The following is a 22,601-nucleotide window of genomic DNA, read 5'->3' on the forward strand; positions in this document are numbered from 1 at the left end:
CTCCGTGACCACCCCCGCCGACCGCCCCCTCGACGACTGCCTCCCCGCCTTCTGGCACGGCGAGTTCACCCTCCACCCGCCCACCGCGCCCCCCGACCCCCCGTCCCCGGCCCTCGACGCCCTCGCCCCCCACCCCCTCGGCCCCGCCCTGGCCCCGGCCTACCGCGACCTGACCGCCTAGGAGCTGTCCGGCCGATCATGTGACTGTCTAGGCTGGCCCTCTTCTGGAAGGGGCGGCTGTGACGGTGATGGCTCGTGCAACGGCTGTTTCGCTGGTGCAGAAGATCATGGATGCGGACTATGCCGACGATGCCGAGGCGCACGGCGCACTGGAGGCGCTGGACAGGGCCCTTGGCTGTCCGACCGGCTACGTAAGCGACTTGGTCTTCTGGCCCGAGGGGCGGCAGCTGACAGCTGCCGAGGTCGTCGATCAAGCTCTGGAGTACCGGCCCTTCGCCCTGTGAGAGGGCTTCAGGCCCGCAGCCAGATGACCAGGGCGGCCGCGGTGACGGTGCCGAGGAACACGTAGCCGCGCTTGTCGTAGCGAGTCGCGACGGCGCGGGAGTTCTTCAGCTTGTTGATGGCCCTCTCGACGGTGTTGCGCCTCTTGTACCGCTCCTCGTCGAAGCCCGGTGGCCGTCCGCCTCGCGATCCCTTGCGCAGGCGGGCGGCCCGGCTGTCGGCCTTCTCCGGGATCGTGTGCCGGATGCCGCGCCGCCGCAGGTACTTGCGGCAGGGACCGTTGCTGTAGGCCTTGTCGGCCGCGACGCTGTCCGGTTTCCTGCGGGGCCTGCCCAACCCGAGCCGCGGGACCCGAATCTTCTCCAGCACCGGAACGAACTGGGTGCAGTCGGCCCGCTGACCCGGCGTGACGATCAGGGACAGCGGGCGGCAGAAACCGTCCGCACTCAGGTGGATCTTGCTGGTGAAGCCGCCGCGTGAACGACCAAGGCCCTCGCCTCCTGCACCACCTCCACCAGCCGGCCGACGAGGCTCTGCCACGGAGTTTCGTCCTGGTGTTCCAGCGCCTCGTCCCCCTTTGAGTCGGTGGGCGCCGGCGGCGGATCAGTGCGGGCACTGGCCGCGTGCTGGTGGGCGCGCACGATGGTGGAGTCCACCGAGATGTCCCAGTCGATCTCGCCCGCCGCGTCCGCCGCAGCCTGGACCTGCTGCAACAGGCGTTCCCAGGTGCCGTTGGCCGACCACAGCCGATGGCGCTCGTAGACCGTCTTCCACGGCCCGAACCGGTCGGGCAGGTCGCGCCAGTGCACCCCGGTCCGCACCCGGTGCAGAATCCCGTCGATCACCTGCCGGTGGTCCCGCCACCGGCCACAACGCCTGTTGCTGACCGGCATGAACGGCCGCAGCCGTTCCCACTCGGTATCTGTCAGATCACCCCGCCCCATGCCCGAATCAACGACCAGGGCAAGCGTAAGTCACATGATCGGCCGGACAGCTCCTAGTGCTGTGGCCGGAAACGTTCACCGGTTCGGTGGCAGAACTGGTCAGGGTCCGCGGGCTGTCCGAGGACGAGGGCCGCAGGCTGCAAGGCATCGTGCGTCGTGGGACGACCAGCGCGGTGCGCTTTTCGACCGACCCGGCCGCCCGGCTCACAACTGTGAACGTATCCGGTCACAGCACTGGCCGACGAGCCGGCGAGCCCGGACCGGTGGGCTACGGCTGGGCGGCCTTGTGCGCGTCGATCCGGGCCTGCCGCTTGGCGGCCATCCGGGCCCGCTCGGCGGGCTGGACGTACAGCACCAGGCAGACCTCCTCGATCTCGTCGGCGGAGAACGCCAGGGCGTCGTGGATGCCGGCGTTGCCGACGACCCGGGTCTCGTCCAGGGCCGAGATGATACCGGGGGAGACGCCGTTGTTCTTCAGCATCTCGATCTTGGCCTGCAGGGTGCTCCGGGTGGCACCCTGCTCCTTGCAGATCTCCTCGAGCACAGAGCGGAGCCGACGCCGGCCGGCCGCATCGCCCCGGCGTTCTCCGCGCGCGAGACCTCGGTGAACAGCTCGCGCACCAGCTCCGGCACGTTGTCCTCGAGCTGGCGGGGCGCCGCCTCGGGCCACACCAGCCGCGTCGACTCCGTCATCCACCTGTTCCCCGCCCACACCCGGACCCGGTGCAGGGTCACCGTCTCCGAGCAGTGCAGGCAGGTGTAGACGTGGCAGTTGGGGCACAGGCCGGGCCGGAGCTGGCCATCGGGGCCAAGGTGGAGAGTGGTCACTGCTCAGGGACAGCCGATCGTCCGGACCGGGCGCATCCGGTTTGTCCGGGGCGGGGGCGGGACCGCCGGTCGGCGCCCGAGCCCGCTTCCGCTCCGCCCGGGCGGGACGCCGGGCCTCGCCCCCGCCCCGGGCGGCAGCGGTGCGAGGCCCGGGGACACCCTTCCGTCCCGGCTGTGATTCACGTCACTTCCGGCGGCTCGGTGCAGCACCCGGCCCCGTTCCGCCGTCTTGGGGGCAGTGATCGGGACGGGACGAGGAGAGGAGGTCGGCGGGTGAGGTTTCGCAGGAGTGGTCCGGGCAACGGATTCACGGAGTTCGTCGCACAGCGGTCGGGAGCGTTGTTCCGCACCGCGTATGCGCTGACCGGTGACGTGCACGTGGCCGAGGATCTGGTGCAGGAGGCGCTGGAGCGGGCGTGCCGACAGTGGCGGAAGGTCGCGGTGGCGGACTCGCCGGAGGCGTACGTGCGCAAAGTGCTGGTCAATCTGGCCAACGACCGATGGCGGCGGCTGTCGCGCCTGGGCGAGCGCCCCGGGCTGTCGGGGGTGCCCGAGACGGCCGACCCCCGGGACCGGTTCGGGCAGGTGGATCTGCGCGCGGAACTGATCGAGGCACTGCTCGGGCTGCCGATGGGCATGCGCAGCGTGGTGGTCCTGTACTACCTGCACGATCTGGACGCCGGGCAGGTCGCCGACGTCCTGGACATCTCTTCGAGTGCGGTGAGGTCCCAGCTCGCCCGCGGCCTGGCCAAGCTGCGCGAGTCCGTACCGGGCGCCCAGGCGCCACACACCCCGTCGGCCGCTTTCGGAGGTACGAAGTGAGGAACACGTCGTCCGGACCGGCCCCGTTCGAGCCGGGCCTCGAGGCCGAGCTGCGTGCCGCGGTGGCCTCCTTCGCCGACGGGCCGACGGCGCCGGTCGTCGACGCGGCCGCGATCGAGCGGGTCGTCAGCCGCAGGCGCACCCGCCGGGCGCTCCTCGGCACCGCTGCGGCGTGCTGCGTGCTGGCGTGCGCCACGGTGGGGTTCTTCGCGCTGAAGCCGCCCGGCGCCTCCCCGCTCCTGCCCGCGGCGGGGAACGGGGCGTGCACCCCGCTCGCCACCGGCGCCCCCAGGAGCGGAGGCGCCGATCCGACTCCGCCACAGAAGCAGGAGCAGACCGCGGAAGCGGGCATCGCGCTGCCGAACCTGGCCGGCATGCCGGTCGAACAGGCCGGAAGCCTGCTGCGCGGACTCGGACTGAACTGCACGATCATGCAGCACACGGACTGGAAGGCTCCCGCCGGGCGGGTGATCAGCAGCGACCCCCGGGGCGGCGCACAACTGGTGGCACCGGGCACGTCCGTCCTCCTGCTGGTCTCGACGGGCAAGCCCGGCGGAAGCTGAGCGAGCGGGCCCGGATGGCTGCCCAGCGGCAGGCCCGGATCGACGCGCACAAGGCCGCCCAGCTGTAGCCCACCGGCCCGGACCGGTCCGGGCTCGCTGGCTCGTCGGCCAGTGCTGTGACCGGATACGTTCACAGTTGTGAGCCGGGCGGCCGGGTCGGTCGAAAAGCGCACCGCGCTGGTCGTCCCACGACGCACGATGCCTTGCAGTCTGCGGCCCTCGTCCTCGGACAGCCCGCGGACCCTGACCAGTTCTGCCACCGAGCCTCCGAACACCGGTTGGATGTGCGAAGCATCCAGCCGGTGCCAGGCACTCCGACGCCAACCCACCGAACCGGTGAACGTTTCCGGCCACAGCGCCAGCAACCTCTCGAGCCCCTGAACACCTCGTCCGCCTACGGGTTCAGGAACTCCTCGACCAGCGCGGTGAATTCACCCGGACGCTCCACCCAGGGCCGGTGCCCGGCCCCCTCCAGCAGCGCGAAGCGCCCTCGCGGGTGGCACTCCGCCGCCAGTCGCGCCGGTACGGTGCCGATCAGCCCGTCGCGCGCGCCGGCGACCGCCAGGACCGGCATCGGCACCGGCCGGGGCGCACCCGCGCCGCGGTAGAAGACCTCCCGCATCCACGGCGCGGCCGGCGCCAGCGTGTCGTCGAAGGCCGCGGCCCGCGTCCGCTCGTCCCAGCCGCCCCAGAAGAACGGGGTCATCCGCCGCACCAGCGCGGCCGGATCGCCCTGCCCGGCCTCCAGCAGCTCCGCCGCCTCCGCCGCGTCGGCGTACCACTCCTCCCCGGCCCGCGCCGCCCTGATCGCGGCGAGCTCCGCCGCGTCCGGCTCCCGGGTGGCCCGCCCCACCGGCGTCACCAGCACCAACGACCGCACCCGCGAAGGGAATTCGGCGGCGTAGCGCTGCGCGGTGAGCGCCCCGGCCGAGTGGCCGAGCAGGTCGAGGGAGTCCACGCCGAGGTGTTCGCGCAGGGCCTCCAGGTCGGCGGCCTGCCGGTCGAAGGCGCAGCTCGCCGGGTCGGCGGGCGCCGCGGAGCGGCCGCACCCGCGCGGGTCCAGCCGGATCAGCTGCCGCCGGGCGTCCAGGCCGCCGAGCGTGCCCAGGTACCGCGCGTCCATGCCCGGGCCGCCGGGCAGGGCGACCAGCGGCGGGCCGTCGCCGAACCGTTCGTAGTGCAGGGCCGTCCCGTCGTACGCCTCGAAGATCGTCACCCGCCGGATCATGGCACGGGCCCCGGCCGTCCGGCCCGGAATTCCACGGCGCGGTCAGCCCGACGGCCGGAGCAGCCCGTGCCCGGCCAGGGCCGCCCGCAGGCCGTCCGCGCCCCGGTGGTGGTGGCCGTGCATGCCGAGCGCGACCGCGGCGGCCACGTGCCCGGCGGTGTCGTCGACGAACAGGCAGCGCTCCACCGGGACGCCGGCCGCGGCGGCGGCCGCCGCGAACACCCGGGCGTCGGGCTTGGCGAAGCCGATCCGGGCGGTGTTCACCACGGCGTCGACCTCCGCGTCCAGACCCAGCGCGGCCAGGTCCGCCTCCAGCCGATCGGTGGCGTTGGACACCAGCACCACGGGGACGCTCCGCCGGACCGCGCCCAGCAGCGCCACCACCTCCGCGTCCACCCGGGACGGCTGCCGCCCCCAGGCCGCGACCACCTCCCGGGCCCGCCCCGCCGACCCGCACACCGCCACCAGGTCCCCGGCCACCGCCTCCCGCCACTGACGGTCCGTCACCACCCCGGTGATCGCGGGCAGCAGCCGCCCGGCCCGGAACGCCGCCCCGCCCACCGTCCCGGGCGCCAGCCCGAACGCGGCGTCCACCTCCGCCAGGTCCGCCCAGACCCGTACCACCCCGTCCAGGTCGCACAACACCGCCCCGACCCGCCGCTCCGCCATCCCGGCCCCTTCCTTCGCTCCTCCGGTGCCGCACAATCATCGCCATGACCGCTGCCCGACACCCGGAGGCCCTGGCCGCGTACGCGGCGCTGCTCGACCACTCGGTCGACCGGATCGCCGAACTGGCCTCCGACGCACGGCACTTCGACCGAAAGGAGGTGCACCGGCTGGCGGACGTCTGGGACAACAACACCCATGCCCTGTTCGCCTCGGCCACCACCCCGTTCCGGGTGCTGCGCGGACGGGCCGCCCGTGGCGGGCTGCGCTGGACGGCGGACTTCGGGACGGCCCGCCGCGGGTGGGTGGTGGAGACGACGGCCGCGGCCGGATTCCCGGTCGAGCGCCATCTGCGGCCGCCGGCACCGGAGTTCGGGCACTGGCGGAGCCACACCGGCGAGATCTGCAGCGTGTACGGCGACCTCACCGCCGAGGTCGCGGCCGGCCTGGCCGCGGAGTACCTGCTGCCGGAGGCCGCATGCCGCCTGCTGCAGGTCGAGCGCCACGGCGCGGACCGCTCGGAGTGCCGGTTCGAGGTCGTCCTCCCGTCCCGGGCGGAGCGCACGGGACGGCCGCCGGCCCGGCTGCACCTGTCCGGTGCGGAGCCGACCGGGCTGCGCTTCGACAGCGCGGGGGACACCGCCGGTCTGCGGATCGAGGTGACCCCGGCGGGCGTCCTCCTCGGGCTCGGGCCGGACGCGGAGCTGCGCTGCCGGTCCGTCTCCTACCGGCTGGAGGACGACGAGTGGCACCGCACCCCGACCGGCCGCCGCTACGCGCTGGCCCACCCGGCGGACGCCGAGCCCGCACCTCGCAGAACCCGCCGACCGTGGGTGGTCGGGCCGTTCGGGGAGGCGGTGCGGGCGGCCGTGGTCCTGCGCGCCGCCATGCTGGCGGTCCGGCGGGTCGGCCACAGCGGCTCGGTGGACCGCGTCCCGCTCGACGCCCTCACGACCGCGCTGAGCGGCGCGGGCCGCGACATCCTGGCGGCCGGCGCGCACCGGTCGGGCCGCCGCGACGCGGCCTTCCGCGCACTGGCGGACACCTGGTTCGACCGGGGCGGCCCCGACTTCGCCCGCGAGATCGGGGAGTGCGGCCCGGGCCTCCCCGCCGGTCGGCCCGACCCCGGCCCGGCGCCCGCCCGACCCCGACTGCGCTCCGCCCCCGCGCAGTTGCGCATCCTGCACTACGAGGCGGCCAACCGCTGGGCGACCCCCGGCGAGCCCTCCCCGGATTGGCCGTTCGTCCAACTCCACTTCGCCCAGCCCCCGGCCGCCGCCGGCCCCTGGCGGATGGTCGGCCACCGGCGCACCGGCCCCTTCGCCCTCCGCCTCACCCCGGACGCCCTCCGCGCCGAAGCCACGCCCGAACTCTCCGCCGCCGCTCTCACCGCCGGCCCCGGCCTCACCGTCACCGGGGGCGACCTCGCGGCCGACTGACCGGCTGCCCCGGCCCGGACGAAACCGGGCAGGCCGCTACCGCATGCCCTCCGGTCGCGGAGGACGGTCGAAGGAGGTCGGGCAGCGGTGGATCCGCACGCCGTGTCGAAGGCGCCGGTGCCGATCTTCACGGTCTCCGGCGTCCTGGTGGACCGACCAGCCGGTGGGTGAGTACGAACATCACCGGTATCAGCAGCGCCCAGGACGACCACGTGGCGACCGACACCGGATGCCAGGTCGGTAGTTGGTAGGGGTACCGCCAGGCGCTCAGGCGGGTGGCGATGTTCTCGGCGAGCCAGAGCAGGAAGCCGACGAGGGCGAAGGCGAGGGCCAAGGGCATCCGGTGCCTGGTCCGACCGATGGTGAAGTGGAGCATGCTTCCCGCGGACACCCAGAACAGTGCCAGGGCGAGCGCCCAGCGCAGGTCGGGGAGCCAGTGGTCGGTGAGGAAGTTCAGGTAGGCGGCTCCCGCGAGCGCGGCGACCACGTGGGGCCGGTACCTGCTGACCTCCAGATCCATGGTGCGCCAGGTCGCGCAGACGTAGCTGCCGACGGCGGCGTACATGAAGCCGCTGTAGAGCGGGACGCCGGCGATCTTGGTCAGGGCCGATTCGGGGTAGCTCCAGGAGCCGACGCGGACCTTCACCAGTTCGAGCGCCAGGCCGAGGAGATGGCAGGCGGCGATCACCGCGATCTCGCGCCGGGACTCCCGGCGGACGAACCAGGCCAGCACCGTCAGCAGCGATCCGTAGAGGAGCAGGAGGTCGTAGGGGGCGACGGGAGTCGCCGGAAGCACGCGGACCAGGGCCATGCCGGCGAACAGCGCGATGGCGACGGTGCAGCTCCGTGCTTCGAGCCGGCCGAAGAGCAGCAGCTGTCGGAGGAAGGTGCCGCCACGCCGAATTGTCGGATGCATGCCGTGACCGACGGCACGGCGGAGGAGTCCGGTTCCGCGGGAAGTGGCGGCGCGGCGGAGTTTGCAGGCGCTAGCGGTCTGCTTGCAATTGCAAGCAGGACGGGGCAGACTGCGGGTATGGCGGCACTGAACGTGGGCTCGCTCGGCGAGTACATCCGGGAGCAGCGGCGGAACGCGCAGTACTCGCTGCGGCAGTTGGCCGATGCCGCCGGGGTGTCCAATCCGTATCTGAGCCAGATCGAGCGCGGGCTGCGCAAGCCCAGTGCGGAGATCCTCCAGCAGATCGCCAAGGCGTTGCGGATCTCGGCGGAGACGCTGTACGTGCAGGCCGGGATCCTGGAGGAGCGGGACGAGCGGGGGCCGGGCCTGCGGGCCGCGATCCTCGCCGATCCGCTGATCAGCGAGCGGCAGAAGCAGGCCCTGCTGGCGGTCTACGAGGCGTTCCTGAAGGAGAACCAGGGCGCCGACGGCCCGCCCGGCGGCTCCGCCGCCCACCCGACCGACCCTGCGGGAGCCGACCCCGCGTGACCGGACGCCGCACGACCCGACCGGGCGGCGCCACTCCGAGAGGACCCGAGATGCCGATCTCCGAAGACCTGAAGAAGACCCTGACCGACCCGACCCCGCTGTACGCGCTGGCCGGGGCCGGCGACCTGGCGTACGAGAAGCTCCGCGAGGTCCCGGCCCAGCTGGAGTCGCTGGCCGCGGACCGCAAGGGCACCCAGGAGAAGGCCGCCACCGCCCTGCAGGACGCCGGGGCCGCACTGGTCGGCGCCCAGGCGAAGGTCACCGAGGCGGTCAACGCGCTGCCCACCGATGTGAAGGAACTCCAGGCCAAGGCGCAGGAGTTCGCGATGCAGCAGGTCGGCCGGGCGCTGGAGTTCGCGGTCAAGGCGAAGGAGGTCTACGACGAGCTGGCCGTCCGCGGCCGCACCGTGGTGGACGCCGCCAACGCCCCGCAGCCGCAGGAGGCCGAGCCGGAGGCCCCGCAGGCCGAGCGGCCCGCCGCCGAGGACGACCTGGTGGTCGAGGAGGTCGAGGTCGTCGAGGTCGCCGAGGTCGTGGTGGACGAGGAGCCCGCCGCCGAGCCGAAGCCGGCCGCGAAGAAGGCGGCCCGGGCCCGGAAGAGCGGCGCGTCCAAGTCCGCGGAGTGAGCCCGGGCGCCCGGTGCGGGGGAACGCCGCACCGCCGGGCGCCGTTGACTCGGACAGCGGCCGTGCCACGATGGGACGGAGAGTGAGGAGCCCCAGGTGCAGTTCATGTACATCGACCTCCTGAACCCGTTCTGGTGGTTGGCCACGGCGATCATCTGCTACAAGGCGTTCGCGCTCGCCGACGCGGTGATCCGCCGCGACGACGCCTACCGGGCGGCCGACAAGAAGACCAAGACCTTCTGGGTGGTCGTGCTCGCCCTGGCCCTCGGCGCCGACCTGCTGTTCGGCGCCAACCCGGTCACCGGCCTGCTGACGCTGGTCGGCCTGGTCGCCGCGATCGTCTACATGGTGGACGTCCGGCCCGCGATCAAGCTGCTGACCGACGGCCGCGGCCGCGGCGGCCGGAGCAACCAGGGCCCGTACGGCCCCTGGTGACGCCCCGTCGGGGACGGGCACGGGCAGGAACAGCAGGAAGGGCGGACCCGCACCGAGCGGGTCCGCCCTTCCTGCTCGTGCCACCGGGAGTTCCGCCGGGAGTTCCGACGGGCCGTCAGCCCATGATCACCGGCAGCGGGTTGCGCTCCAGCAGCAGCACCGCGACGTCGTCGGTGAGCGCCCCGCCGTTCAGCTCCTCGACCTCGGCGATCGCCGAGTCGACCAGCCGGCCCCGGGACAGGCCGGCGGCCTGGTGGTCGGCGATCAGGCCGATCAGGCCCTCCTGGCCGAGCCGGGGCGAGCCCGCGCCGACCTTCCCCTCGATCAGGCCGTCGGTGTACAGCAGCAGCCGCCAGCCGGGGGCGAGGCCGACCCGCAGCGGCGGCCAGACCGAGTCGGTGGTGTCGCAGGGGAGCAGGCCGAGCGCGGGGCCGGCCTGGTCGGAGGGCAGCAGCACCGGCGCCTCGGGGCCGAGCAGCAGCGGCGCGGGGTGCCCGGCCAGGTAGAGCTGCGCGGACTCGGGGCCGTCCGCCCCGCCGGGCGCGTCCAGCACGACCATGCACAGCGTCGCGAAGATCTCGTCGCTGCGGCGCTCGTGCTCCAGCACGTGCTGGAGGGTGGTCAGGAGCTGCTGGCCGGTCAGCCCGGCGAACACCAGCGTCCGCCACGCTATCCGCAGCGCGACGCCGAGCGCGGCCTCGTCGGGGCCGTGGCCGCAGACGTCGCCGATCACCACGTGCACCCGGCCGTCGGGGGTGCGGACGGCGTCGTAGAAGTCGCCGCCGAGCAGGGCGCGGCGGCGGCCGGGGCGGTAGCGGCGGGTGAAGGCCAGGCCCGCGCCCTCCAGCAGGGGGGTGGGCAGCAGGTGGCGCTGGAGGCGGGCGTTCTCCTGGCCGCGGATCTCGGCCTCGACCAGTCGGCGCTGCGACTCGTCGGCCCGCTTCCGCTCGACCGCGTAGCGCAGCGCGCGGGCCAGCAGCGGGCCGCCGGTGTCCTGCCGGAGCAGGAAGTCCTGGGCGCCGGCGGCGACCGCGGCCGCGCCGAGGGCGGCGCCGGCCGCGTCGGTGAGCACCACGACGGCGAGCTGCGGGGCGCGCCGGAGCAGTTCGCGCAGCCCGTCCAGGCCGTCGCTGCCGGCGGGCAGTTCGCCGGGCGCGCCGAGGTCGAGCAGGACGCAGTGGAAGTCGGGGTAGCGCTGCCCGCGCCGGCCGGTGCCGCCCGGCGGCGGCAGCAGGGCGAGCGCCTCGCGGACGCCGTCGACCCGGTGCAGGGCGGCGTGCTCGCCGAGTTCGGCGGCCAGCGACTCGAACAGCTGGTGCCCGGGGCCGTCGTTCTCGATCACCAGGACCCGGAAGTCGGGGGCGCGGAAGTCCGGTACGGGCCGGGCGGGTTCGGCGGTCGCGGGGTTGCCGCGCGGATGCGGTATCGGGGCGCTGCCCGCCGCCCGGCCCCGGCCGGTGCGGGCGCGCTCCTTGCGGACGCGCTCGGCCTTGGGGCCCCCGGCTTCGGCCGTGGGCCCGTGCTCCTCGTCGGCACGGCTGCGTTCGGCGGCCCCGGCGCTCGTGGTCGCGTCGGGTGCCCGCCCGTCTCCCGTAGCGGGCATCGGTCGGTCCTTCCTTTCCCCGACAGGCCAACGGCTGGTGTCCGTCCGCGGTGCCCGCGTGGCACCGGGCATCGGGAAGCTTCCCGCGACCATAACGTGATCTCCGAGGATTTCTTCGACTGAGCGGCGCCGATGTGGTTATTGCCACGCGTCCGGTGGCCGGTGTCCGTAGGGTCTCCACCGCCGCAGGGCCGGAGCCGGAAGGGGTGGAGGGGCGGTGACGCAGATCACGCTGGTGCAGGGTGACATCACGGAACAGCAGGTGGACGTGGTGGTCAACGCCGCCAACAGCTCACTGCTGGGCGGCGGCGGGGTGGACGGGGCGGTCCACCGCCGGGGCGGGCCGGAGATCCTCGCGGAGTGCCGCCGGCTGCGCGCCGGACACCTGGGCAAGGGGCTGGCCGTCGGCACGGCGGTGGCGACCACGGCGGGCCGGCTGCCGGCCCGCTGGGTGGTGCACACCGTGGGCCCGGTGTTCCGGCCGGAGGACCGCGCGGCGCGGGCGGAGCAGTTGGCCTCGTGCTATCGGGAGTCCCTTCGGATCGCGGTCGGGCTGGGGGCGCGGACGGTGGCTTTCCCGGCGATCTCCGCCGGCATCTTCGGCTGGCCGCTGGACGATGCCGCTCGGATCGCCCTGACGACCGCCGTCGAGGTGGGCCCCGACCTGGACGAGGTGCGTTTCGTGCTGTTCGGTGCCGAGTCCTACGAGGCGTTCGAGCGGGTGTGGGCCGAGCTCGGACGCCGCCGGGGCTGACGCTCGCTCAGGTGCCGTACGGGCACCGGTGCGACCGCCCGGTCGAACGCTCCCATGGTGGCGTGACGGGGCGTCAACACGCCAGAGGAAATCGATAACTCGTTCGAGTGAACTATCGAACGAGTGCTCGAACTCCCGCCGCCCGGGCCCTAGGCTCCCGCCCCGCCCCGCCCCGCCCCGCCCCGCCCCGCCCCGCCCCGCCCCGCCCCGCCCCGCCCGGTGCGGCCCTACCGCGGGGCCAGTGCCGCCCAGCCCACCGTCAGCTCGCCCTGCCGCCACCGCGGCGGCCCGTCCCGCAGCGGCCAGTCCCCGGCCAGCGCCCCGCAGGCCGCCGTCCAGCGCTGCCGGGCCCCGAACGCGCCCAGCGGCGCCGCGGCCGCCCAGGCCCGGTCGAAGTCCCGCAGGAAGGCGTGCACGGGGCGGCCCGGCACGTTGTGGTGGATCAGCGCCTTCGGCAGCCGCTCCGCCAGGTCGGACGGGCGGTCCAGGCCGCCCAGCCGGGCCGCGAAGGTCACCGTCCGCGGGCCCTCCGGGCCCAGTGCCACCCACACGTGCCGGCGGCCGACCTCGTCGCAGGTGCCCTCGACCAGCAGCCCGCCCGGGGCCAGCCGCCCGCACAGCAGCGCCCACACCTCGGCCACCCGGTCCTCGTCGTACTGCCGCAGCACGTTCGCGGCCCGGATCAGCAGCGGCCGCTCCCCGCCCGGCAGCGGCACCTCGAAGCCGCCCCGCCGGAAGTCCAGCAGCGGTGGGTCGGCCATCGGCAGCGCCGCCGCGACCCGGGCCGGGTCGATCTCGATGCCCACCACCCGGACGTCCGGGCGCACCGCGCGCAGCCGCCCGGCCAGCTCCACCGCCGTCCAGGGCGCGGCCCCGTACCCCAGGTCCACCGCCACCGGGGCGGCCGCCGGCGCCCGCAGCGCCCGCCCGGCCGTGTACGCGATCCACCGGTCCATCCGCCGCAGCCGGTTGGTGTTCGTCGTCCCCCGGGTGATCGTCCCCACCGGCCGTCCGGCCCGGCCCCGGGACGACGGCATCTCGCTTGCGGCCATGGTCGCCAAGCCTACGCAAGCCCGCCGCGCCCCCGGCCCGGCACCTCCCGCGGGGCCGGTCCCGGACGGGGGGTCCGGACCGGGGACGGAGCCGTTCCGGACCGGGGACGGAGCCGTTCCGGGGTCCGGGAATACCAGGACGCGCCGTTCCGGTTGGGATGTTCGACGCCCTACCGCCCGCAGCGCTCCGCCGCGGGCGGCCGTGCGTCGGCCGTGAGAACAGACGGGCAGCGCCCAGGGAGGCTTCCGCAGGTGACCCAGCACCTCGTCCGCACGCCCCGCCGCGAGTCGCGCGAGTCGCGGTGGGCCCCGGTCCCGGCCCGCTCCCGGCGGCCGCGCCGGATCGCCATGCTCAGCGTCCACACCTCCCCGCTGCACCAGCCGGGCACCGGCGACGCGGGCGGCATGAACGTCTACATCGTCGAGCTGGCCAAGCGGCTCGCCGAACTGGACATCGAGGTCGAGGTGTTCACCCGCGCGGTCAGCTCGGACGACGCGCCGACCGTCCGGCTGGCGCCCGGCGTGCTGGTCCGGCACGTCACGGCGGGCCCGTTCGAGGGGCTGCTCAAGGAGGATCTGCCGGCCCAGCTGTGCGCCTTCACCCACGGGGTGCTGCGCACCGAGGCGGGCCACCGCCCGGGCTACTACGACCTGGTGCACTCGCACTACTGGCTGTCCGGCCAGGTCGGCTGGCTGGCCGCGGAGCGCTGGGGCGTCCCGCTGGTGCACACCATGCACACCATGGCGAAGGTCAAGAACGCGGCGCTGGCCCAGGGCGACACCCCGGAGCCCGCGGCCCGGGTGATCGGCGAGACCCAGGTGGTGGGCGCCGCCGACCGGCTGATCGCCAACACCGCCGAGGAGGCCGCCGAGCTGGCGCACCACTACGAGGCCCGCCCGGACCAGCTGGCCGTGGTCCACCCGGGGGTGAACCTGGAGGTGTTCCGCCCCGGCGACCGGGCCGCCGCCCGGCACCGGCTCGGCCTGCCGCAGGACGCCGCGGTGCTGCTGTTCGCGGGCCGGATACAGCCGCTCAAGGCGCCGGACGTGCTGCTCCGGGCGGTCGCCCGGCTGCTGGAGCGGCAGCCCGGGCTGCGCGAGCGGCTGGTGGTGCCGGTGGTCGGCGGCCCGTCCGGCAGCGGCCTGGACCGGCCGGAGAGCCTGTTCAAGCTGGCCGCCCAGCTCGGCATCGGCGACGTGGTGCGCTTCCACCCGCCGGTCGGCCAGCAGCAGCTCGCCGACTGGTACCGGGCGGCGACGGCCCTGGTGGTGCCCTCGCACAGCGAGTCCTTCGGCCTGGTCGCGCTGGAGGCGCAGGCCTGCGGCACCCCGGTGGTGGCCGCGGCGGTCGGCGGCCTGCCGGTCGCGGTCCGCGGCGGCGTCACCGGCACCCTGGTGCCGGGCCACGACCCGGACGCCTGGGCGGCCGCGCTGCTCCCGTACGCCACCGACCACCTGCTGCCGGCCGAGCGCGGCGCGGCCGCGGCCCGGCACGCCGCGGGCTTCGGCTGGTCGGCGGCGGCGGGCGCCACCGCCGAGGTGTACACCGGCGCGATGTCCGCCGCCCGGCTGGCCGCCCGCCCCTGACGCGCCGTCACCCGGCCCGCCCCGCCGCCGGGGAGCCCCGCCCGGCGGCGCGCCGCGCGGGGTGACCGGGTCGACACCCCGTCCCGGCCCGGCAGGGCCTAGCGTGGGGGCATGGCAGCCAAGGACGACGCACGCACCCTCCTCGCCTCCGCCCTCGACCAGGCGGGGGTGGACTGGGAGCCCGCCCCGGGCGACGCCTGGACGCTGGTGGCCTCGCTGCCGGGCACCCGCAAGCTGTCCACGGCCTGCGCGCTGCGGGTCGGCGACCACACGCTGTCCGTGAACGCCTTCGTGATCCGCCGCCCGGACGAGAACCACGAGGGCGTCTACCGCTGGCTGCTGGAGCGCAACACCCGGCTGTTCGGGGTGGCGTACGCGATCGACCGGCTCGGCGACGTGTACCTGGTGGGGCGGCTGCCGCTGGAGGCGCTGACCGCGGACGCGGTGGACCGGCTGCTCGGCACCGTGCTGGAGAACGCCGACGAGCCGTTCAACACCCTGCTGGAGCTGGGCTTCGCCGGCGCGATCCGCCGCGAGTGGGAGTGGCGGACCAAGCGCGGCGAGTCCACCCGCAACCTGACCGCGTTCGCGCACCTGGCGACCGAGACCCCTCCCGCCGAGGGCTGATCCGGGTATCCTCCCGCCCGGGGAGGACACCTGATGGATGCTGAAACCGCTTCCACTCAACGGAAGTTGGCCTGGCTCGAAGTCGAACTGGACACCGAGCTGAAGGACCGCCGGCGCCGCCGCGACTGGGACCGCCGCCGGGCACTGACCCTGCAGATGGCCACGGTCAGCCTGTCGGCGCTGGTCACGGTGCTGCTCGGCCTGAAGATCGGCGAGCCCGCCGCCAGCCGGTTCGCGGACGCCGCGCTGGTGTCCGGCGCGCTGGTCACCGTACTGGCCGCCTGGGCGGCCTTCTTCGGCTACCGCACGCTGTGGATCCAGCGCTCCGACACCGTGCACCGGCTGACCTCGCTGCGCCGCCGGCTGGCCCTGCTCAAGGCCGAGTACGGCGCGGCGGTGCCGGAGCCGTCCCGACTGGCGCCGCTGATCGACGAGTACCAGCGGATCATCGAGGACGACCACGACTCCTGGGTCCGGCTGCGGCAGAGCGAGGTCGGCGGCTCCACGACCTGACGACCGCCCGGACGCCGCCCGGACGACCGCTCAGGCGGAGACCTCGGCCGGGGCCGGGGCCCCGGCGGCGACCCGCTCCGTCGGCTCCGTCGGCGTCGGCCCGCGGCGGCCGATCCGGAGGAACGCGACCGCCGCCAGGGTGCCCGCCCCGGCGCACCCGCCCCACAGCGCCCAGCTGCCCGCGTACTGCAGCAGCAGGCCGCCGAGGACCGGGGCGAGGAAGCCCGCCAGCGACCAGGACAGCGAGTAGACGCCCTGGTAGCGGCCGCGGGCCGAGGCGGGGGAGTGCTCGGCGACCAGCGCCATCATGGTCGGCGAGTTGACGATCTCGCCGATCGTCCAGACCGCGACGGCCAGCGCGTACAGCGCGACCGAGGAGCCGGCCAGCGCGGTCAGGCCGAAGCCCCAGCCGGTCAGCAGCGCGCCCGCGACCAGCAGCGCGGTCCGGTCGCGGCCCTCCATCAGCCTGGTCAGCGGGAGCTGGAGCAGCACGATCAGCACCCCGTTCAGGCTGATCACCAGGCCGAACACGGACGGGCTCAGGCCGTGCCGGGCCATGTCCACCGGCAGGGTGCTGGAGCCCTGCAGGACGACCAGCGCGAGCAGCAGGTTCACCCCGACCACCGCCATGAACGGGCCGTCCCGGAACACCGTGCCGAGGCCGACCCGGGGCTGCCCGGCCGGGGCGTCCGCCGCCTTGGAGCCGGGGCGGGTCTCGGGGACCTTCACGAACACCACCACCGCGCACAGCAGGGTGGTCAGCGCGTCCAGCAGGAACAGCGTCAGGTAGCCGTGCGCGCTGAGCAGCCCGGCCACCGCGGCGGAGACGCCGAAGCCGATGTTGATCGCCCAGTAGTTCAGCGCGTAGGCGCGCACCCGGTCGGCGGGCGGCACCAGGTCGGCGATCATCGCGGAGACCGCCGGGCGGGAGGCGTTGTTGGTCAGGCCGACCAGGAAGGCCACCGCGGCGATCGCCACCGGCCCGTCGGCGAAGCCCAGCACGGCGGTGGACAGCGCCGTCCCCAGCTGCGCGGCCAGCAGGGTGGGCCGCCGTCCGAGCCGGTCGGTGAGCACCCCCGCGCCGAGCGAGGACACCGCCGAGCCCAGCCCGAACAGGCCGCCGACCAGGCCCACGTAGGCGGGCGGGTAGTGCCGTTCGGCCGTCAGGTACATCGACAGGAAGGTCACCACGAAGCCGCCGAGGCGGTTCACCAGCGTCGACGTCCACAGCCACCAGAACCGGCGCGGGAGTCCGCCGCCCGCTCTGCGGGCCTCGGTGACCAGACGGGCGATCAGCGGCATGGCGGCTCCCGGGCGGGACGGGCCGGGGCGGCCGCGGGCAGGGCGGGGCGGCCGCCCGCGGACAGCTGGAAACGTAAGTAGCGAAACTGCTGAGAGCACATTACTCGGGGGAGGGACGGCCCGGTCAACGGAATTCCCCCTCCACTAGGCTGGCCCCATGGCTGACACGACCTATCGCTTGATCCTGCTCCGCCACGGCGAGAGCCAGTGGAACCAGAAGAACCTGTTCACCGGTTGGGTCGACGTCGACCTCAACGAGAAGGGCGAGAAGGAGGCCGCCCGCGGCGGCGAGCTCCTGCTCGCCGAGGGCCTGCTCCCGGACGTGCTGCACACCTCGCTGCTGCGCCGTGCCATCCGGACCTCGCAGATCGCCCTGGACAAGGCCGACCGCCACTGGATCCCGGTCCGCCGCAGCTGGCGCCTGAACGAGCGCCACTACGGCGCCCTGCAGGGCAAGGACAAGGCCCAGACCCTGGCCGAGTTCGGCGAGGAGCAGTTCCAGCTCTGGCGCCGCTCCTACGACACCCCGCCGCCGGCCCTCGCCGCCGACGCCGAGTACTCGCAGGCCGGCGACGCCCGCTACGCCGAGATCCCGTCCGAGCTGCGCCCCGACACCGAGTGCCTCAAGGACGTCGTCGAGCGGATGCTCCCGTACTGGTACGACGCCATCGTGCCGGACCTCGCCGAGGGCAACACCGTCCTGGTCACCGCCCACGGCAACAGCCTGCGCGCCCTGGTCAAGCACCTGGACGGCATCTCCGACGAGGCCATCGCCGGCCTCAACATCCCCACCGGCATCCCGCTCGTCTACGAGCTCGACGCCGACTTCAAGCCGCTCACCCCCGGTGGCCGCTACCTCGACCCCGAGGCCGCCGCCGCCGCCATCGAAGCGGTCAAGAACCAGGGCAAGAAGTAACACCCCGCCGCCCTCACCCAACCTCTCGGCCCCCTGCCCGGCGCAACGACGCCCCGGCCCAGGGGGCTGTTCCGTACCGTCCCCCGGAGGCTCCGTGGACCCCGCGCTGGAACACCCCGAACGGCTCTGGACCGCCGCGGAGGTGCTGACCCGCCCGTCCCCCGTCCCGGCCCGCCCCGGGGTCTACGGCTGGCACTTCACCACCGCCCTCCGGCCCGGACTGCCGGCCGGGCGGCTGCTCTACGTCGGCATCGCGCCGCGCGGCATGCCGGAGGGGCGGCCCAGCCGGCAGAGCCTGCGCACCCGGGTGCGGTACCACTTCCGCGGGAACGCCGCCGGGTCGACGCTCCGCTACAGCCTCGGCTGCCTGCTCGGCCTGGAGCTGCGCCGGGTCGGCAGCGGCGGGCGGACCACCTTCGGCGCGGCCGGCGAACGCGAGCTGAGCGCGTGGATGGCGGAGCACGCCCGGGTCTGCTGGACGGTCCGGCCGGAGCCCTGGGACCTGGAGAGCCGGCTGATCGCGGAGCTGGACCTGCCGCTGAACCTGGCGGGGAACCGGGGCGGCGGCTTCCACGGCGAGCTGACCGGGCTACGGCGGGCGGCGCGGGTGCGGGCCCGTGAGCTGCCGATCGCCGAATGACCGACGGGTCGTCAACTCCCTTCCTCCGAAAGGTGGTTCAGACCAGATCGATTGGTTCAGACCATTGACGGGGTGGGGCGGCTGCTCCTAGCGTGGGGGCACTGTCGGCGCGGGCATGACAATCTTGGTCGCCCCCACGCGGCCCACTCCGCATGCCCGCGGTCGTGCACTCCATCCACCCCCACGGAGGAGCACCATGCGCAAGCGCAACATCCTGGCGGTCGGCTTCGCCGCCGCCGCCGCGGTCCTGGCGACCGCGATCCCGGCCAGTTCGCACGGGTACGTCACCACCCCGCCCAGCCGGGCGGGGCTGTGCGGGGCCGGTGTGGTGAAGAAGTGCGGCGACATCCAGTGGGAGCCGCAGAGCGTCGAGGGCCCCAAGGGCTTCCCGAACTCCGGCCCGGCCGACGGCAAGCTGTGCGCCGGGGCCGACGCCCGCTGGGCCCCGCTGGACGACCCGCGCGGCGGCGCCTGGCCCGCCACCAGGGTGACGGCCGGCCAGCAGCTCACCCTGACCTGGAGCATCGAGGCGCGGCACGCCACCACCTCGTTCCGGTACTTCATCACCAAGCCCGGCTACGACGCCACCACCAAGATCACCAGGTCGAACCTCAACCTGACCCCGATCCTGACCGTGCCGATGGGCGGCAAGCAGCCCCCGGCCACGCTCAGCCACACCGCGACCCTGCCGGCCGGCCTGACCGGCCACCAGGTGATCCTGGCCGTCTGGGACATCGCGGACACCGGCAACGCCTTCTACCAGTGCATGGACGTCAACTTCTCCTGACCGCGACGCCCGAACGGGACGGCCGGGCACCCCGCACGGGGGTGCCCGGCCGTCCGCGCGCGCCGCGTCAGTGGCCGCCGCAGCAGCCGCCCGTCGCCCCGCCGCACTGGCAGGGCGCGCCGGACTGGCAGCCGCACCCGCAGCCCGGGCCGCAGCCGCAGCCGGCCGCGAGGACCGGCAGCAGGGCGGCCGCGGCCGGGACGGCGGGGTGCGGCGGGGTGGTCGGGGTGCCGGTGGTCTTCATCGCGCGGCCTCTCCTCGGCGGAAGCGGGCAGCCCGGTGCACACCCGTCCCTCCGAGTGAAGCCGCACCCCGACGGTGCGTCAACGGGCGCGCGGGGGCTGCGGGTTCGCGCCCCCGCACGCCCCCGGCGGGCCGGTCGGGGAACGCTACTCGGCGGACTCGGCGGTGGCCGCGAAGTCGCCCGCGTGCTCGCCGGTGACCAGGAACACCACGCGCTTGGCGACCGAGACCGCGTGGTCCGCGAAGCGCTCGTAGTAGCGGCCGACCAGGGTGACGTCCACCGCGGTCTCGATGCCGTGGTGCCAGCGGTCGTCCAGCAGGTGCGAGAACAGCTCGCGGTGCAGGGCGTCGATCGCGTCGTCGTCCGCCTCCAGCTCCAGCGCCTTGTCCACGTCCTTGGTGGCGATCACCAGGCCCGCCTTGGCCACCAGGCGCTGGGCGAGCTGCCCCATCTCCAGCACGATCGGGTGCAGGTCGTTCGGGACGGCGTTCGCGGGGTAGCGCAGCCGCGCCACCTTGGCGACGTGCCGGGCCAGGTCGCCGCAGCGCTCCAGGTCCGAGCTCATCCGCAGCGAGGTGACCACGATCCGCAGGTCGGTGGCGACCGGCTGCTGGCGGGCCAGCAGGTCGATCGCCCGGTTCTCCAGGTCGTGGTGCAGCTCGTTGACCTTCTCGTCGGCGGCGATCACGCTCTCCGCCAGGGCGAGGTCGGCGTCGAGCAGCGCCGTGGTGGCCCGGCCCATCGCCGAGCCGACCAGGCGGGCCATCTCGACCAGGCCGTCGCTGATCGAGTCCAGTTCCTCGTGGTACGCGTCGCGCATGCGCTTGTCTCCTCCAGTACCGGTGTCGGTGGCGGTGCCGACCGGACGCCCGGGACCGTCCCGCCGGGGGGCGGGCCGTGCGGGCGGCCACTGCTGGTGGCGCGAATGGTAGCCGCGCCACCGCCCACACGGGCTTGCTCGGCCCAGACTGATCCGTTCGGGCGACCTCCCACGGCCGGAGCGGTGAACCGGCAGCAGCCTGAAGGTGAATTCTCGGCAACGTCAGGCCGATGCCTTGATCGCACCCTTACGGAGCCCGCCCGACCACCATTTACGCTGGCTGGCATGGACGTGAACGTGGCCGCCGCTGCAGCCTGCGCCATAGCCGGGCTCGGGGTCGGCCTCACCGCCTCCATCGCCTTCCGCTGGAGCGAGCGCGAGCAGGCGAGGGGGCGCAACAGCCGGACCCCCGCGCAGGAGCTGGAGCAGGAGCCGGCCCTGCCCCCCGGCGTGGACACCGTGCTCTCGGTGCTGCGCTCCTGCGCGATCGTGCTCGGCGAGGGCGACGAGGTGGTCAAGGCCTCCTCGGCGGCCTACTCGATGGGCCTGGTCCGGGGCGGCAAGGTGGCGGTGGAGAAGATGCTGTCGCTGGCCCGCTCCACCCGCCGGGACGGCGAGATCCGCCAGGCGGAGCTGGAGCTGACCCGCCCCGGCGCCGCGGCCCGCACCGCCGAGCCGCTCGCGGTCTCGGTCCGGGTCGCCCCGCTCGGCTCCCGGCTGGTCCTGGTGCTGGTCGAGGACCGGACCGAGCGCCGCCGGATCGAGGCGATCCGGCGCGACTTCGTCGCCAACGTCTCGCACGAACTGAAGACCCCGGTCGGTGCGCTGTCCCTGCTGTCGGAGGCCGTCGCGGACGCCTCCGACGACCCGGAGGCGGTGCAGCGCTTCGCCGGCCGGATGCAGGTCGAGGCGACCCGGCTGGCCAGCCTGGTGCAGGAGATCATCGACCTGTCCCGGGTGCAGGACGACCAGCTCAAGACCGACCCCGAACCGGTGTCGGTGGACGAGCTGATCGCCGAGGCGATCGACCGCTGCCGGCAGACGGCCGCGGCCAAGCAGATCGTCATCGCCGCGGGCGGCACCACCGGCCTCTACCTGGTCGGCAGTCGCGGCCAGCTGGCCGCCGCCCTCGGCAACCTGGTGGAGAACGCGGTCAACTACAGCCCGCCGCGCACCAGGGTCGCCATCGCCACCCGCCGGATCTCCAGCGCCGCGGCGCTGGGCGAGGCGGACGGCGAGCTGATCGAGATCTCGGTGACCGACCAGGGCATCGGCATCTCGGAGAAGGACCGCGAGCGGATCTTCGAACGCTTCTACCGGGTGGACCCCGCCCGCTCCCGCCTCACCGGTGGCACCGGCCTCGGCCTGTCCATCGTCAAGCACGTCGCCGCCTCGCACCGCGGCACCGTGTCGGTCTGGAGCGTCGAGGGCCAGGGTTCCACCTTCACTCTGCGGCTCCCCGCCGGGCAGGCCCCGGTCGAGGACGCCGAAAACCAAGCAGCAACCACACTTCCTGCCCCGGAGGCCCGATCGTGACCCGTGTACTGGTGGTCGAGGACGAGGAGTCGTTCAGCGACGCCCTGTCGTACATGCTCCGCAAGGAGGGCTTCGAGGTGGCGATCGCCGCCACCGGGCCCGACGCGCTGGAGCAGTTCGAGCGCAACGGAGCCGACCTCGTCCTGCTCGACCTGATGCTCCCCGGCCTGCCCGGCACCGAGGTCTGCCGCCAGCTGCGGGTCCGCTCCAACGTCCCGGTGATCATGGTCACCGCCAAGGACAGCGAGATCGACAAGGTGGTCGGTCTGGAGATAGGAGCCGACGACTACGTCACCAAGCCGTACTCCACCCGCGAGCTGGTCGCCCGCATCCGCGCGGTGCTCCGCCGCCGCGGCGAGGACGGCGGCAACGACGGCGCGGCCACCCCGGGCGCGCTGGAGGCCGGTCCGGTCCGGATGGACGTCGACCGGCACGTGGTGACGGTGGACGGCGCCAAGGTCGACCTGCCGCTCAAGGAGTTCGACCTGCTGGAGATGCTGCTCCGCAACGCGGGCCGGGTGCTGACCCGGATGCAGCTGATCGACCGGGTCTGGGGCGCGGACTACGTCGGCGACACCAAGACCCTGGACGTCCACGTGAAGCGCCTGCGGGCGAAGATCGAGCCGGACCCGGGCGCCCCGCGCTTCCTGGTCACGGTCCGCGGCCTGGGCTACAAGTTCGAGCCGTAGGCCCGCCGACCGCGCCGCGGACGGACACCGCGAAGGGGCCCCGCCGACCGGCGGGGCCCCTTCGCGTGCGCGCA

General features: G+C 74.4%; 27 protein-coding genes. 17 read left to right on the forward strand and 10 right to left on the reverse strand.

Annotated elements, in window-relative coordinates; translation table 11 throughout:
• The first annotated feature begins 4 nt into the window (after positions 1–4).
• Positions 5–181 (forward strand): hypothetical protein, encoded by a 177-nt coding sequence (locus ACIQBJ_RS12240; RefSeq protein WP_400707777.1) that lies wholly within the window; start codon positions 5–7, stop codon positions 179–181.
• A 67-nt stretch (positions 182–248) separates the two neighbouring features.
• Positions 249–464, forward strand: coding sequence for an e9imm peptide (locus ACIQBJ_RS12245; protein WP_400708145.1), 216 nt, complete (start codon positions 249–251; stop codon positions 462–464).
• 7 nt (positions 465–471) lie between these two features.
• On the opposite strand, the gene ACIQBJ_RS12250 is transcribed toward ACIQBJ_RS12245, so the two are convergent.
• Both ACIQBJ_RS12250 and ACIQBJ_RS12255 read right to left on the reverse strand, forming a co-directional pair.
• Positions 472–1,406, reverse strand: a protein-coding gene (locus ACIQBJ_RS12250; RefSeq protein WP_400707780.1) for an IS5 family transposase whose coding sequence is annotated in 2 segments (ribosomal slippage) — positions 472–968 and positions 968–1,406 — 936 coding nt in all. Because the reading frame shifts where the segments join, the coding sequence is not laid out codon by codon here.
• A 268-nt stretch (positions 1,407–1,674) separates the two neighbouring features.
• Positions 1,675–1,950, reverse strand: coding sequence for a DUF4145 domain-containing protein (locus ACIQBJ_RS12255; RefSeq protein WP_400707784.1), 276 nt, complete (start codon positions 1,948–1,950; stop codon positions 1,675–1,677).
• Between the two features lie 557 nt (positions 1,951–2,507).
• Between ACIQBJ_RS12255 and ACIQBJ_RS12260 the strand changes: the two genes are divergently transcribed.
• Positions 2,508–3,056 carry a SigE family RNA polymerase sigma factor gene (locus tag ACIQBJ_RS12260; protein WP_400707787.1) on the forward strand — a complete coding sequence of 183 codons (549 nt, stop codon included), beginning with the start codon at positions 2,508–2,510 and terminating at the stop codon, positions 3,054–3,056.
• A complete protein-coding gene (locus ACIQBJ_RS12265; protein ID WP_400707790.1) occupies positions 3,053–3,619 on the forward strand; it encodes a PASTA domain-containing protein in 567 nt (188 codons plus the stop codon). The genes ACIQBJ_RS12260 and ACIQBJ_RS12265 overlap by 4 nt, the downstream gene beginning before the upstream one ends.
• Before the next feature lie 394 nt (positions 3,620–4,013).
• Here ACIQBJ_RS12265 and ACIQBJ_RS12270 read toward each other — a convergent pair whose 3' ends face one another.
• Complete coding sequence (locus ACIQBJ_RS12270; protein WP_400707793.1) at positions 4,014–4,835, reverse strand: alpha/beta fold hydrolase; 822 nt, start codon at positions 4,833–4,835, stop codon at positions 4,014–4,016.
• Between the two features lie 54 nt (positions 4,836–4,889).
• The gene (locus ACIQBJ_RS12275; protein WP_400707796.1) at positions 4,890–5,516 is read right to left on the reverse strand and encodes an HAD-IA family hydrolase; all 627 of its coding nucleotides are present in this window, start codon (positions 5,514–5,516) and stop codon (positions 4,890–4,892) included.
• Between the two features lie 44 nt (positions 5,517–5,560).
• Between ACIQBJ_RS12275 and ACIQBJ_RS12280 the strand changes: the two genes are divergently transcribed.
• Entirely contained in the window at positions 5,561–6,952 is a 1,392-nt protein-coding gene (locus ACIQBJ_RS12280; protein WP_400707799.1) for a hypothetical protein, read from the forward strand.
• Positions 6,953–7,079: 127 nt separating this feature from the next.
• On the opposite strand, the gene ACIQBJ_RS12285 is transcribed toward ACIQBJ_RS12280, so the two are convergent.
• Entirely contained in the window at positions 7,080–7,868 is a 789-nt protein-coding gene (locus ACIQBJ_RS12285) for a DUF817 domain-containing protein (RefSeq protein WP_400707802.1), read from the reverse strand.
• A 117-nt stretch (positions 7,869–7,985) separates the two neighbouring features.
• Here ACIQBJ_RS12285 and ACIQBJ_RS12290 point away from each other — a divergent pair, with 117 nt between their 5' ends.
• From ACIQBJ_RS12290 to ACIQBJ_RS12300, 3 genes are all read left to right on the forward strand, one after another.
• Positions 7,986–8,396, forward strand: coding sequence for a helix-turn-helix domain-containing protein (locus ACIQBJ_RS12290; protein WP_400707805.1), 411 nt, complete (start codon positions 7,986–7,988; stop codon positions 8,394–8,396).
• Positions 8,397–8,446: 50 nt separating this feature from the next.
• Positions 8,447–9,022 (forward strand): hypothetical protein, encoded by a 576-nt coding sequence (locus tag ACIQBJ_RS12295; protein ID WP_400707808.1) that lies wholly within the window; start codon positions 8,447–8,449, stop codon positions 9,020–9,022.
• A gap of 105 nt (positions 9,023–9,127) precedes the next feature.
• Entirely contained in the window at positions 9,128–9,457 is a 330-nt protein-coding gene (locus tag ACIQBJ_RS12300; protein WP_400708147.1) for a DUF2516 family protein, read from the forward strand.
• A 115-nt stretch (positions 9,458–9,572) separates the two neighbouring features.
• Here ACIQBJ_RS12300 and ACIQBJ_RS12305 read toward each other — a convergent pair whose 3' ends face one another.
• Positions 9,573–11,060, reverse strand: a complete 1,488-nt coding sequence (locus tag ACIQBJ_RS12305; RefSeq protein ID WP_400707810.1) for a PP2C family protein-serine/threonine phosphatase — start codon at positions 11,058–11,060, stop codon at positions 9,573–9,575.
• A 217-nt stretch (positions 11,061–11,277) separates the two neighbouring features.
• Here ACIQBJ_RS12305 and ACIQBJ_RS12310 point away from each other — a divergent pair, with 217 nt between their 5' ends.
• Positions 11,278–11,814, forward strand: a complete 537-nt coding sequence (locus tag ACIQBJ_RS12310; RefSeq protein ID WP_400707813.1) for an O-acetyl-ADP-ribose deacetylase — start codon at positions 11,278–11,280, stop codon at positions 11,812–11,814.
• A 227-nt stretch (positions 11,815–12,041) separates the two neighbouring features.
• On the opposite strand, the gene ACIQBJ_RS12315 is transcribed toward ACIQBJ_RS12310, so the two are convergent.
• A complete protein-coding gene (locus ACIQBJ_RS12315; RefSeq protein WP_400707816.1) occupies positions 12,042–12,866 on the reverse strand; it encodes a class I SAM-dependent methyltransferase in 825 nt (274 codons plus the stop codon).
• A gap of 252 nt (positions 12,867–13,118) precedes the next feature.
• Between ACIQBJ_RS12315 and mshA the strand changes: the two genes are divergently transcribed.
• The 3 genes from mshA (at position 13,119) to ACIQBJ_RS12330 (ending at position 15,593) form a co-directional block, all read left to right on the forward strand.
• Positions 13,119–14,453 carry a D-inositol-3-phosphate glycosyltransferase gene (gene mshA / locus ACIQBJ_RS12320; RefSeq protein WP_400707819.1) on the forward strand — a complete coding sequence of 445 codons (1,335 nt, stop codon included), beginning with the start codon at positions 13,119–13,121 and terminating at the stop codon, positions 14,451–14,453.
• Between the two features lie 111 nt (positions 14,454–14,564).
• Complete coding sequence (locus ACIQBJ_RS12325) at positions 14,565–15,080, forward strand: YbjN domain-containing protein (RefSeq protein ID WP_400707822.1); 516 nt, start codon at positions 14,565–14,567, stop codon at positions 15,078–15,080.
• Between the two features lie 66 nt (positions 15,081–15,146).
• A complete protein-coding gene (locus tag ACIQBJ_RS12330; protein WP_400707824.1) occupies positions 15,147–15,593 on the forward strand; it encodes an SLATT domain-containing protein in 447 nt (148 codons plus the stop codon).
• A 30-nt stretch (positions 15,594–15,623) separates the two neighbouring features.
• On the opposite strand, the gene ACIQBJ_RS12335 is transcribed toward ACIQBJ_RS12330, so the two are convergent.
• Positions 15,624–16,895, reverse strand: coding sequence for an MDR family MFS transporter (locus ACIQBJ_RS12335; RefSeq protein WP_400707827.1), 1,272 nt, complete (start codon positions 16,893–16,895; stop codon positions 15,624–15,626).
• Positions 16,896–17,052: 157 nt separating this feature from the next.
• Between ACIQBJ_RS12335 and ACIQBJ_RS12340 the strand changes: the two genes are divergently transcribed.
• The 3 genes from ACIQBJ_RS12340 (at position 17,053) to ACIQBJ_RS12350 (ending at position 19,238) form a co-directional block, all read left to right on the forward strand.
• On the forward strand, positions 17,053–17,811 hold the full coding sequence (locus tag ACIQBJ_RS12340) for a phosphoglyceromutase (protein WP_400707830.1): 759 nt from the start codon (positions 17,053–17,055) through the stop codon (positions 17,809–17,811).
• Positions 17,812–17,905: 94 nt separating this feature from the next.
• The gene (locus tag ACIQBJ_RS12345; protein ID WP_400707833.1) at positions 17,906–18,451 is read left to right on the forward strand and encodes a GIY-YIG nuclease family protein; all 546 of its coding nucleotides are present in this window, start codon (positions 17,906–17,908) and stop codon (positions 18,449–18,451) included.
• Positions 18,452–18,647: 196 nt separating this feature from the next.
• Positions 18,648–19,238: a lytic polysaccharide monooxygenase gene (locus ACIQBJ_RS12350; RefSeq protein ID WP_400707836.1), complete on the forward strand. Its 591-nt coding sequence runs from the start codon at positions 18,648–18,650 to the stop codon at positions 19,236–19,238.
• A 67-nt stretch (positions 19,239–19,305) separates the two neighbouring features.
• On the opposite strand, the gene ACIQBJ_RS12355 is transcribed toward ACIQBJ_RS12350, so the two are convergent.
• Together ACIQBJ_RS12355 and phoU are read right to left on the reverse strand one after the other, a co-directional pair.
• Positions 19,306–19,482 carry a hypothetical protein gene (locus ACIQBJ_RS12355; RefSeq protein ID WP_400707838.1) on the reverse strand — a complete coding sequence of 59 codons (177 nt, stop codon included), beginning with the start codon at positions 19,480–19,482 and terminating at the stop codon, positions 19,306–19,308.
• Positions 19,483–19,627: 145 nt separating this feature from the next.
• Positions 19,628–20,302, reverse strand: a complete 675-nt coding sequence (gene phoU, locus ACIQBJ_RS12360) for a phosphate signaling complex protein PhoU (protein ID WP_400707840.1) — start codon at positions 20,300–20,302, stop codon at positions 19,628–19,630.
• A gap of 285 nt (positions 20,303–20,587) precedes the next feature.
• Between phoU and ACIQBJ_RS12365 the strand changes: the two genes are divergently transcribed.
• Together ACIQBJ_RS12365 and ACIQBJ_RS12370 are read left to right on the forward strand one after the other, a co-directional pair.
• Entirely contained in the window at positions 20,588–21,838 is a 1,251-nt protein-coding gene (locus ACIQBJ_RS12365; RefSeq protein WP_400707842.1) for a sensor histidine kinase, read from the forward strand.
• Entirely contained in the window at positions 21,835–22,527 is a 693-nt protein-coding gene (locus tag ACIQBJ_RS12370; RefSeq protein WP_400707844.1) for a response regulator, read from the forward strand. Before ACIQBJ_RS12365 ends, ACIQBJ_RS12370 begins: the two co-directional genes overlap by 4 nt.
• The last annotated feature ends 74 nt before the right edge of the window (positions 22,528–22,601 follow it).

This window comes from Kitasatospora sp. NPDC088391, from assembly GCF_044753345.1.
Classification (GTDB): domain Bacteria; phylum Actinomycetota; class Actinomycetes; order Streptomycetales; family Streptomycetaceae; genus Kitasatospora.

Excerpts from the sequence above, each read along its gene's own strand:
- ACIQBJ_RS12285 (WP_400707802.1), bottom strand. The coding sequence starts at position 7,868 with ATGCATCCGACAATTCGGCGTGGCGGCACCTTCCTCCGACAGCTGCTG.
- ACIQBJ_RS12290 (WP_400707805.1), top strand. The coding sequence starts at position 7,986 with ATGGCGGCACTGAACGTGGGCTCGCTCGGCGAGTACATCCGGGAGCAG.
- ACIQBJ_RS12295 (WP_400707808.1), top strand. The coding sequence starts at position 8,447 with ATGCCGATCTCCGAAGACCTGAAGAAGACCCTGACCGACCCGACCCCG.
- ACIQBJ_RS12365 (WP_400707842.1), top strand. The coding sequence starts at position 20,588 with ATGGACGTGAACGTGGCCGCCGCTGCAGCCTGCGCCATAGCCGGGCTC.
- phoU (WP_400707840.1), bottom strand. The coding sequence starts at position 20,302 with ATGCGCGACGCGTACCACGAGGAACTGGACTCGATCAGCGACGGCCTG.
- ACIQBJ_RS12280 (WP_400707799.1), top strand. The coding sequence starts at position 5,561 with ATGACCGCTGCCCGACACCCGGAGGCCCTGGCCGCGTACGCGGCGCTG.
- ACIQBJ_RS12300 (WP_400708147.1), top strand. The coding sequence starts at position 9,128 with ATGTACATCGACCTCCTGAACCCGTTCTGGTGGTTGGCCACGGCGATC.
- ACIQBJ_RS12355 (WP_400707838.1), bottom strand. The coding sequence starts at position 19,482 with ATGAAGACCACCGGCACCCCGACCACCCCGCCGCACCCCGCCGTCCCG.
- ACIQBJ_RS12245 (WP_400708145.1), top strand. The coding sequence starts at position 249 with ATGGCTCGTGCAACGGCTGTTTCGCTGGTGCAGAAGATCATGGATGCG.
- ACIQBJ_RS12340 (WP_400707830.1), top strand. The coding sequence starts at position 17,053 with ATGGCTGACACGACCTATCGCTTGATCCTGCTCCGCCACGGCGAGAGC.
- ACIQBJ_RS12325 (WP_400707822.1), top strand. The coding sequence starts at position 14,565 with ATGGCAGCCAAGGACGACGCACGCACCCTCCTCGCCTCCGCCCTCGAC.
- ACIQBJ_RS12350 (WP_400707836.1), top strand. The coding sequence starts at position 18,648 with ATGCGCAAGCGCAACATCCTGGCGGTCGGCTTCGCCGCCGCCGCCGCG.
- ACIQBJ_RS12315 (WP_400707816.1), bottom strand. The coding sequence starts at position 12,866 with ATGGCCGCAAGCGAGATGCCGTCGTCCCGGGGCCGGGCCGGACGGCCG.
- ACIQBJ_RS12305 (WP_400707810.1), bottom strand. The coding sequence starts at position 11,060 with ATGCCCGCTACGGGAGACGGGCGGGCACCCGACGCGACCACGAGCGCC.
- ACIQBJ_RS12275 (WP_400707796.1), bottom strand. The coding sequence starts at position 5,516 with ATGGCGGAGCGGCGGGTCGGGGCGGTGTTGTGCGACCTGGACGGGGTG.
- ACIQBJ_RS12335 (WP_400707827.1), bottom strand. The coding sequence starts at position 16,895 with ATGCCGCTGATCGCCCGTCTGGTCACCGAGGCCCGCAGAGCGGGCGGC.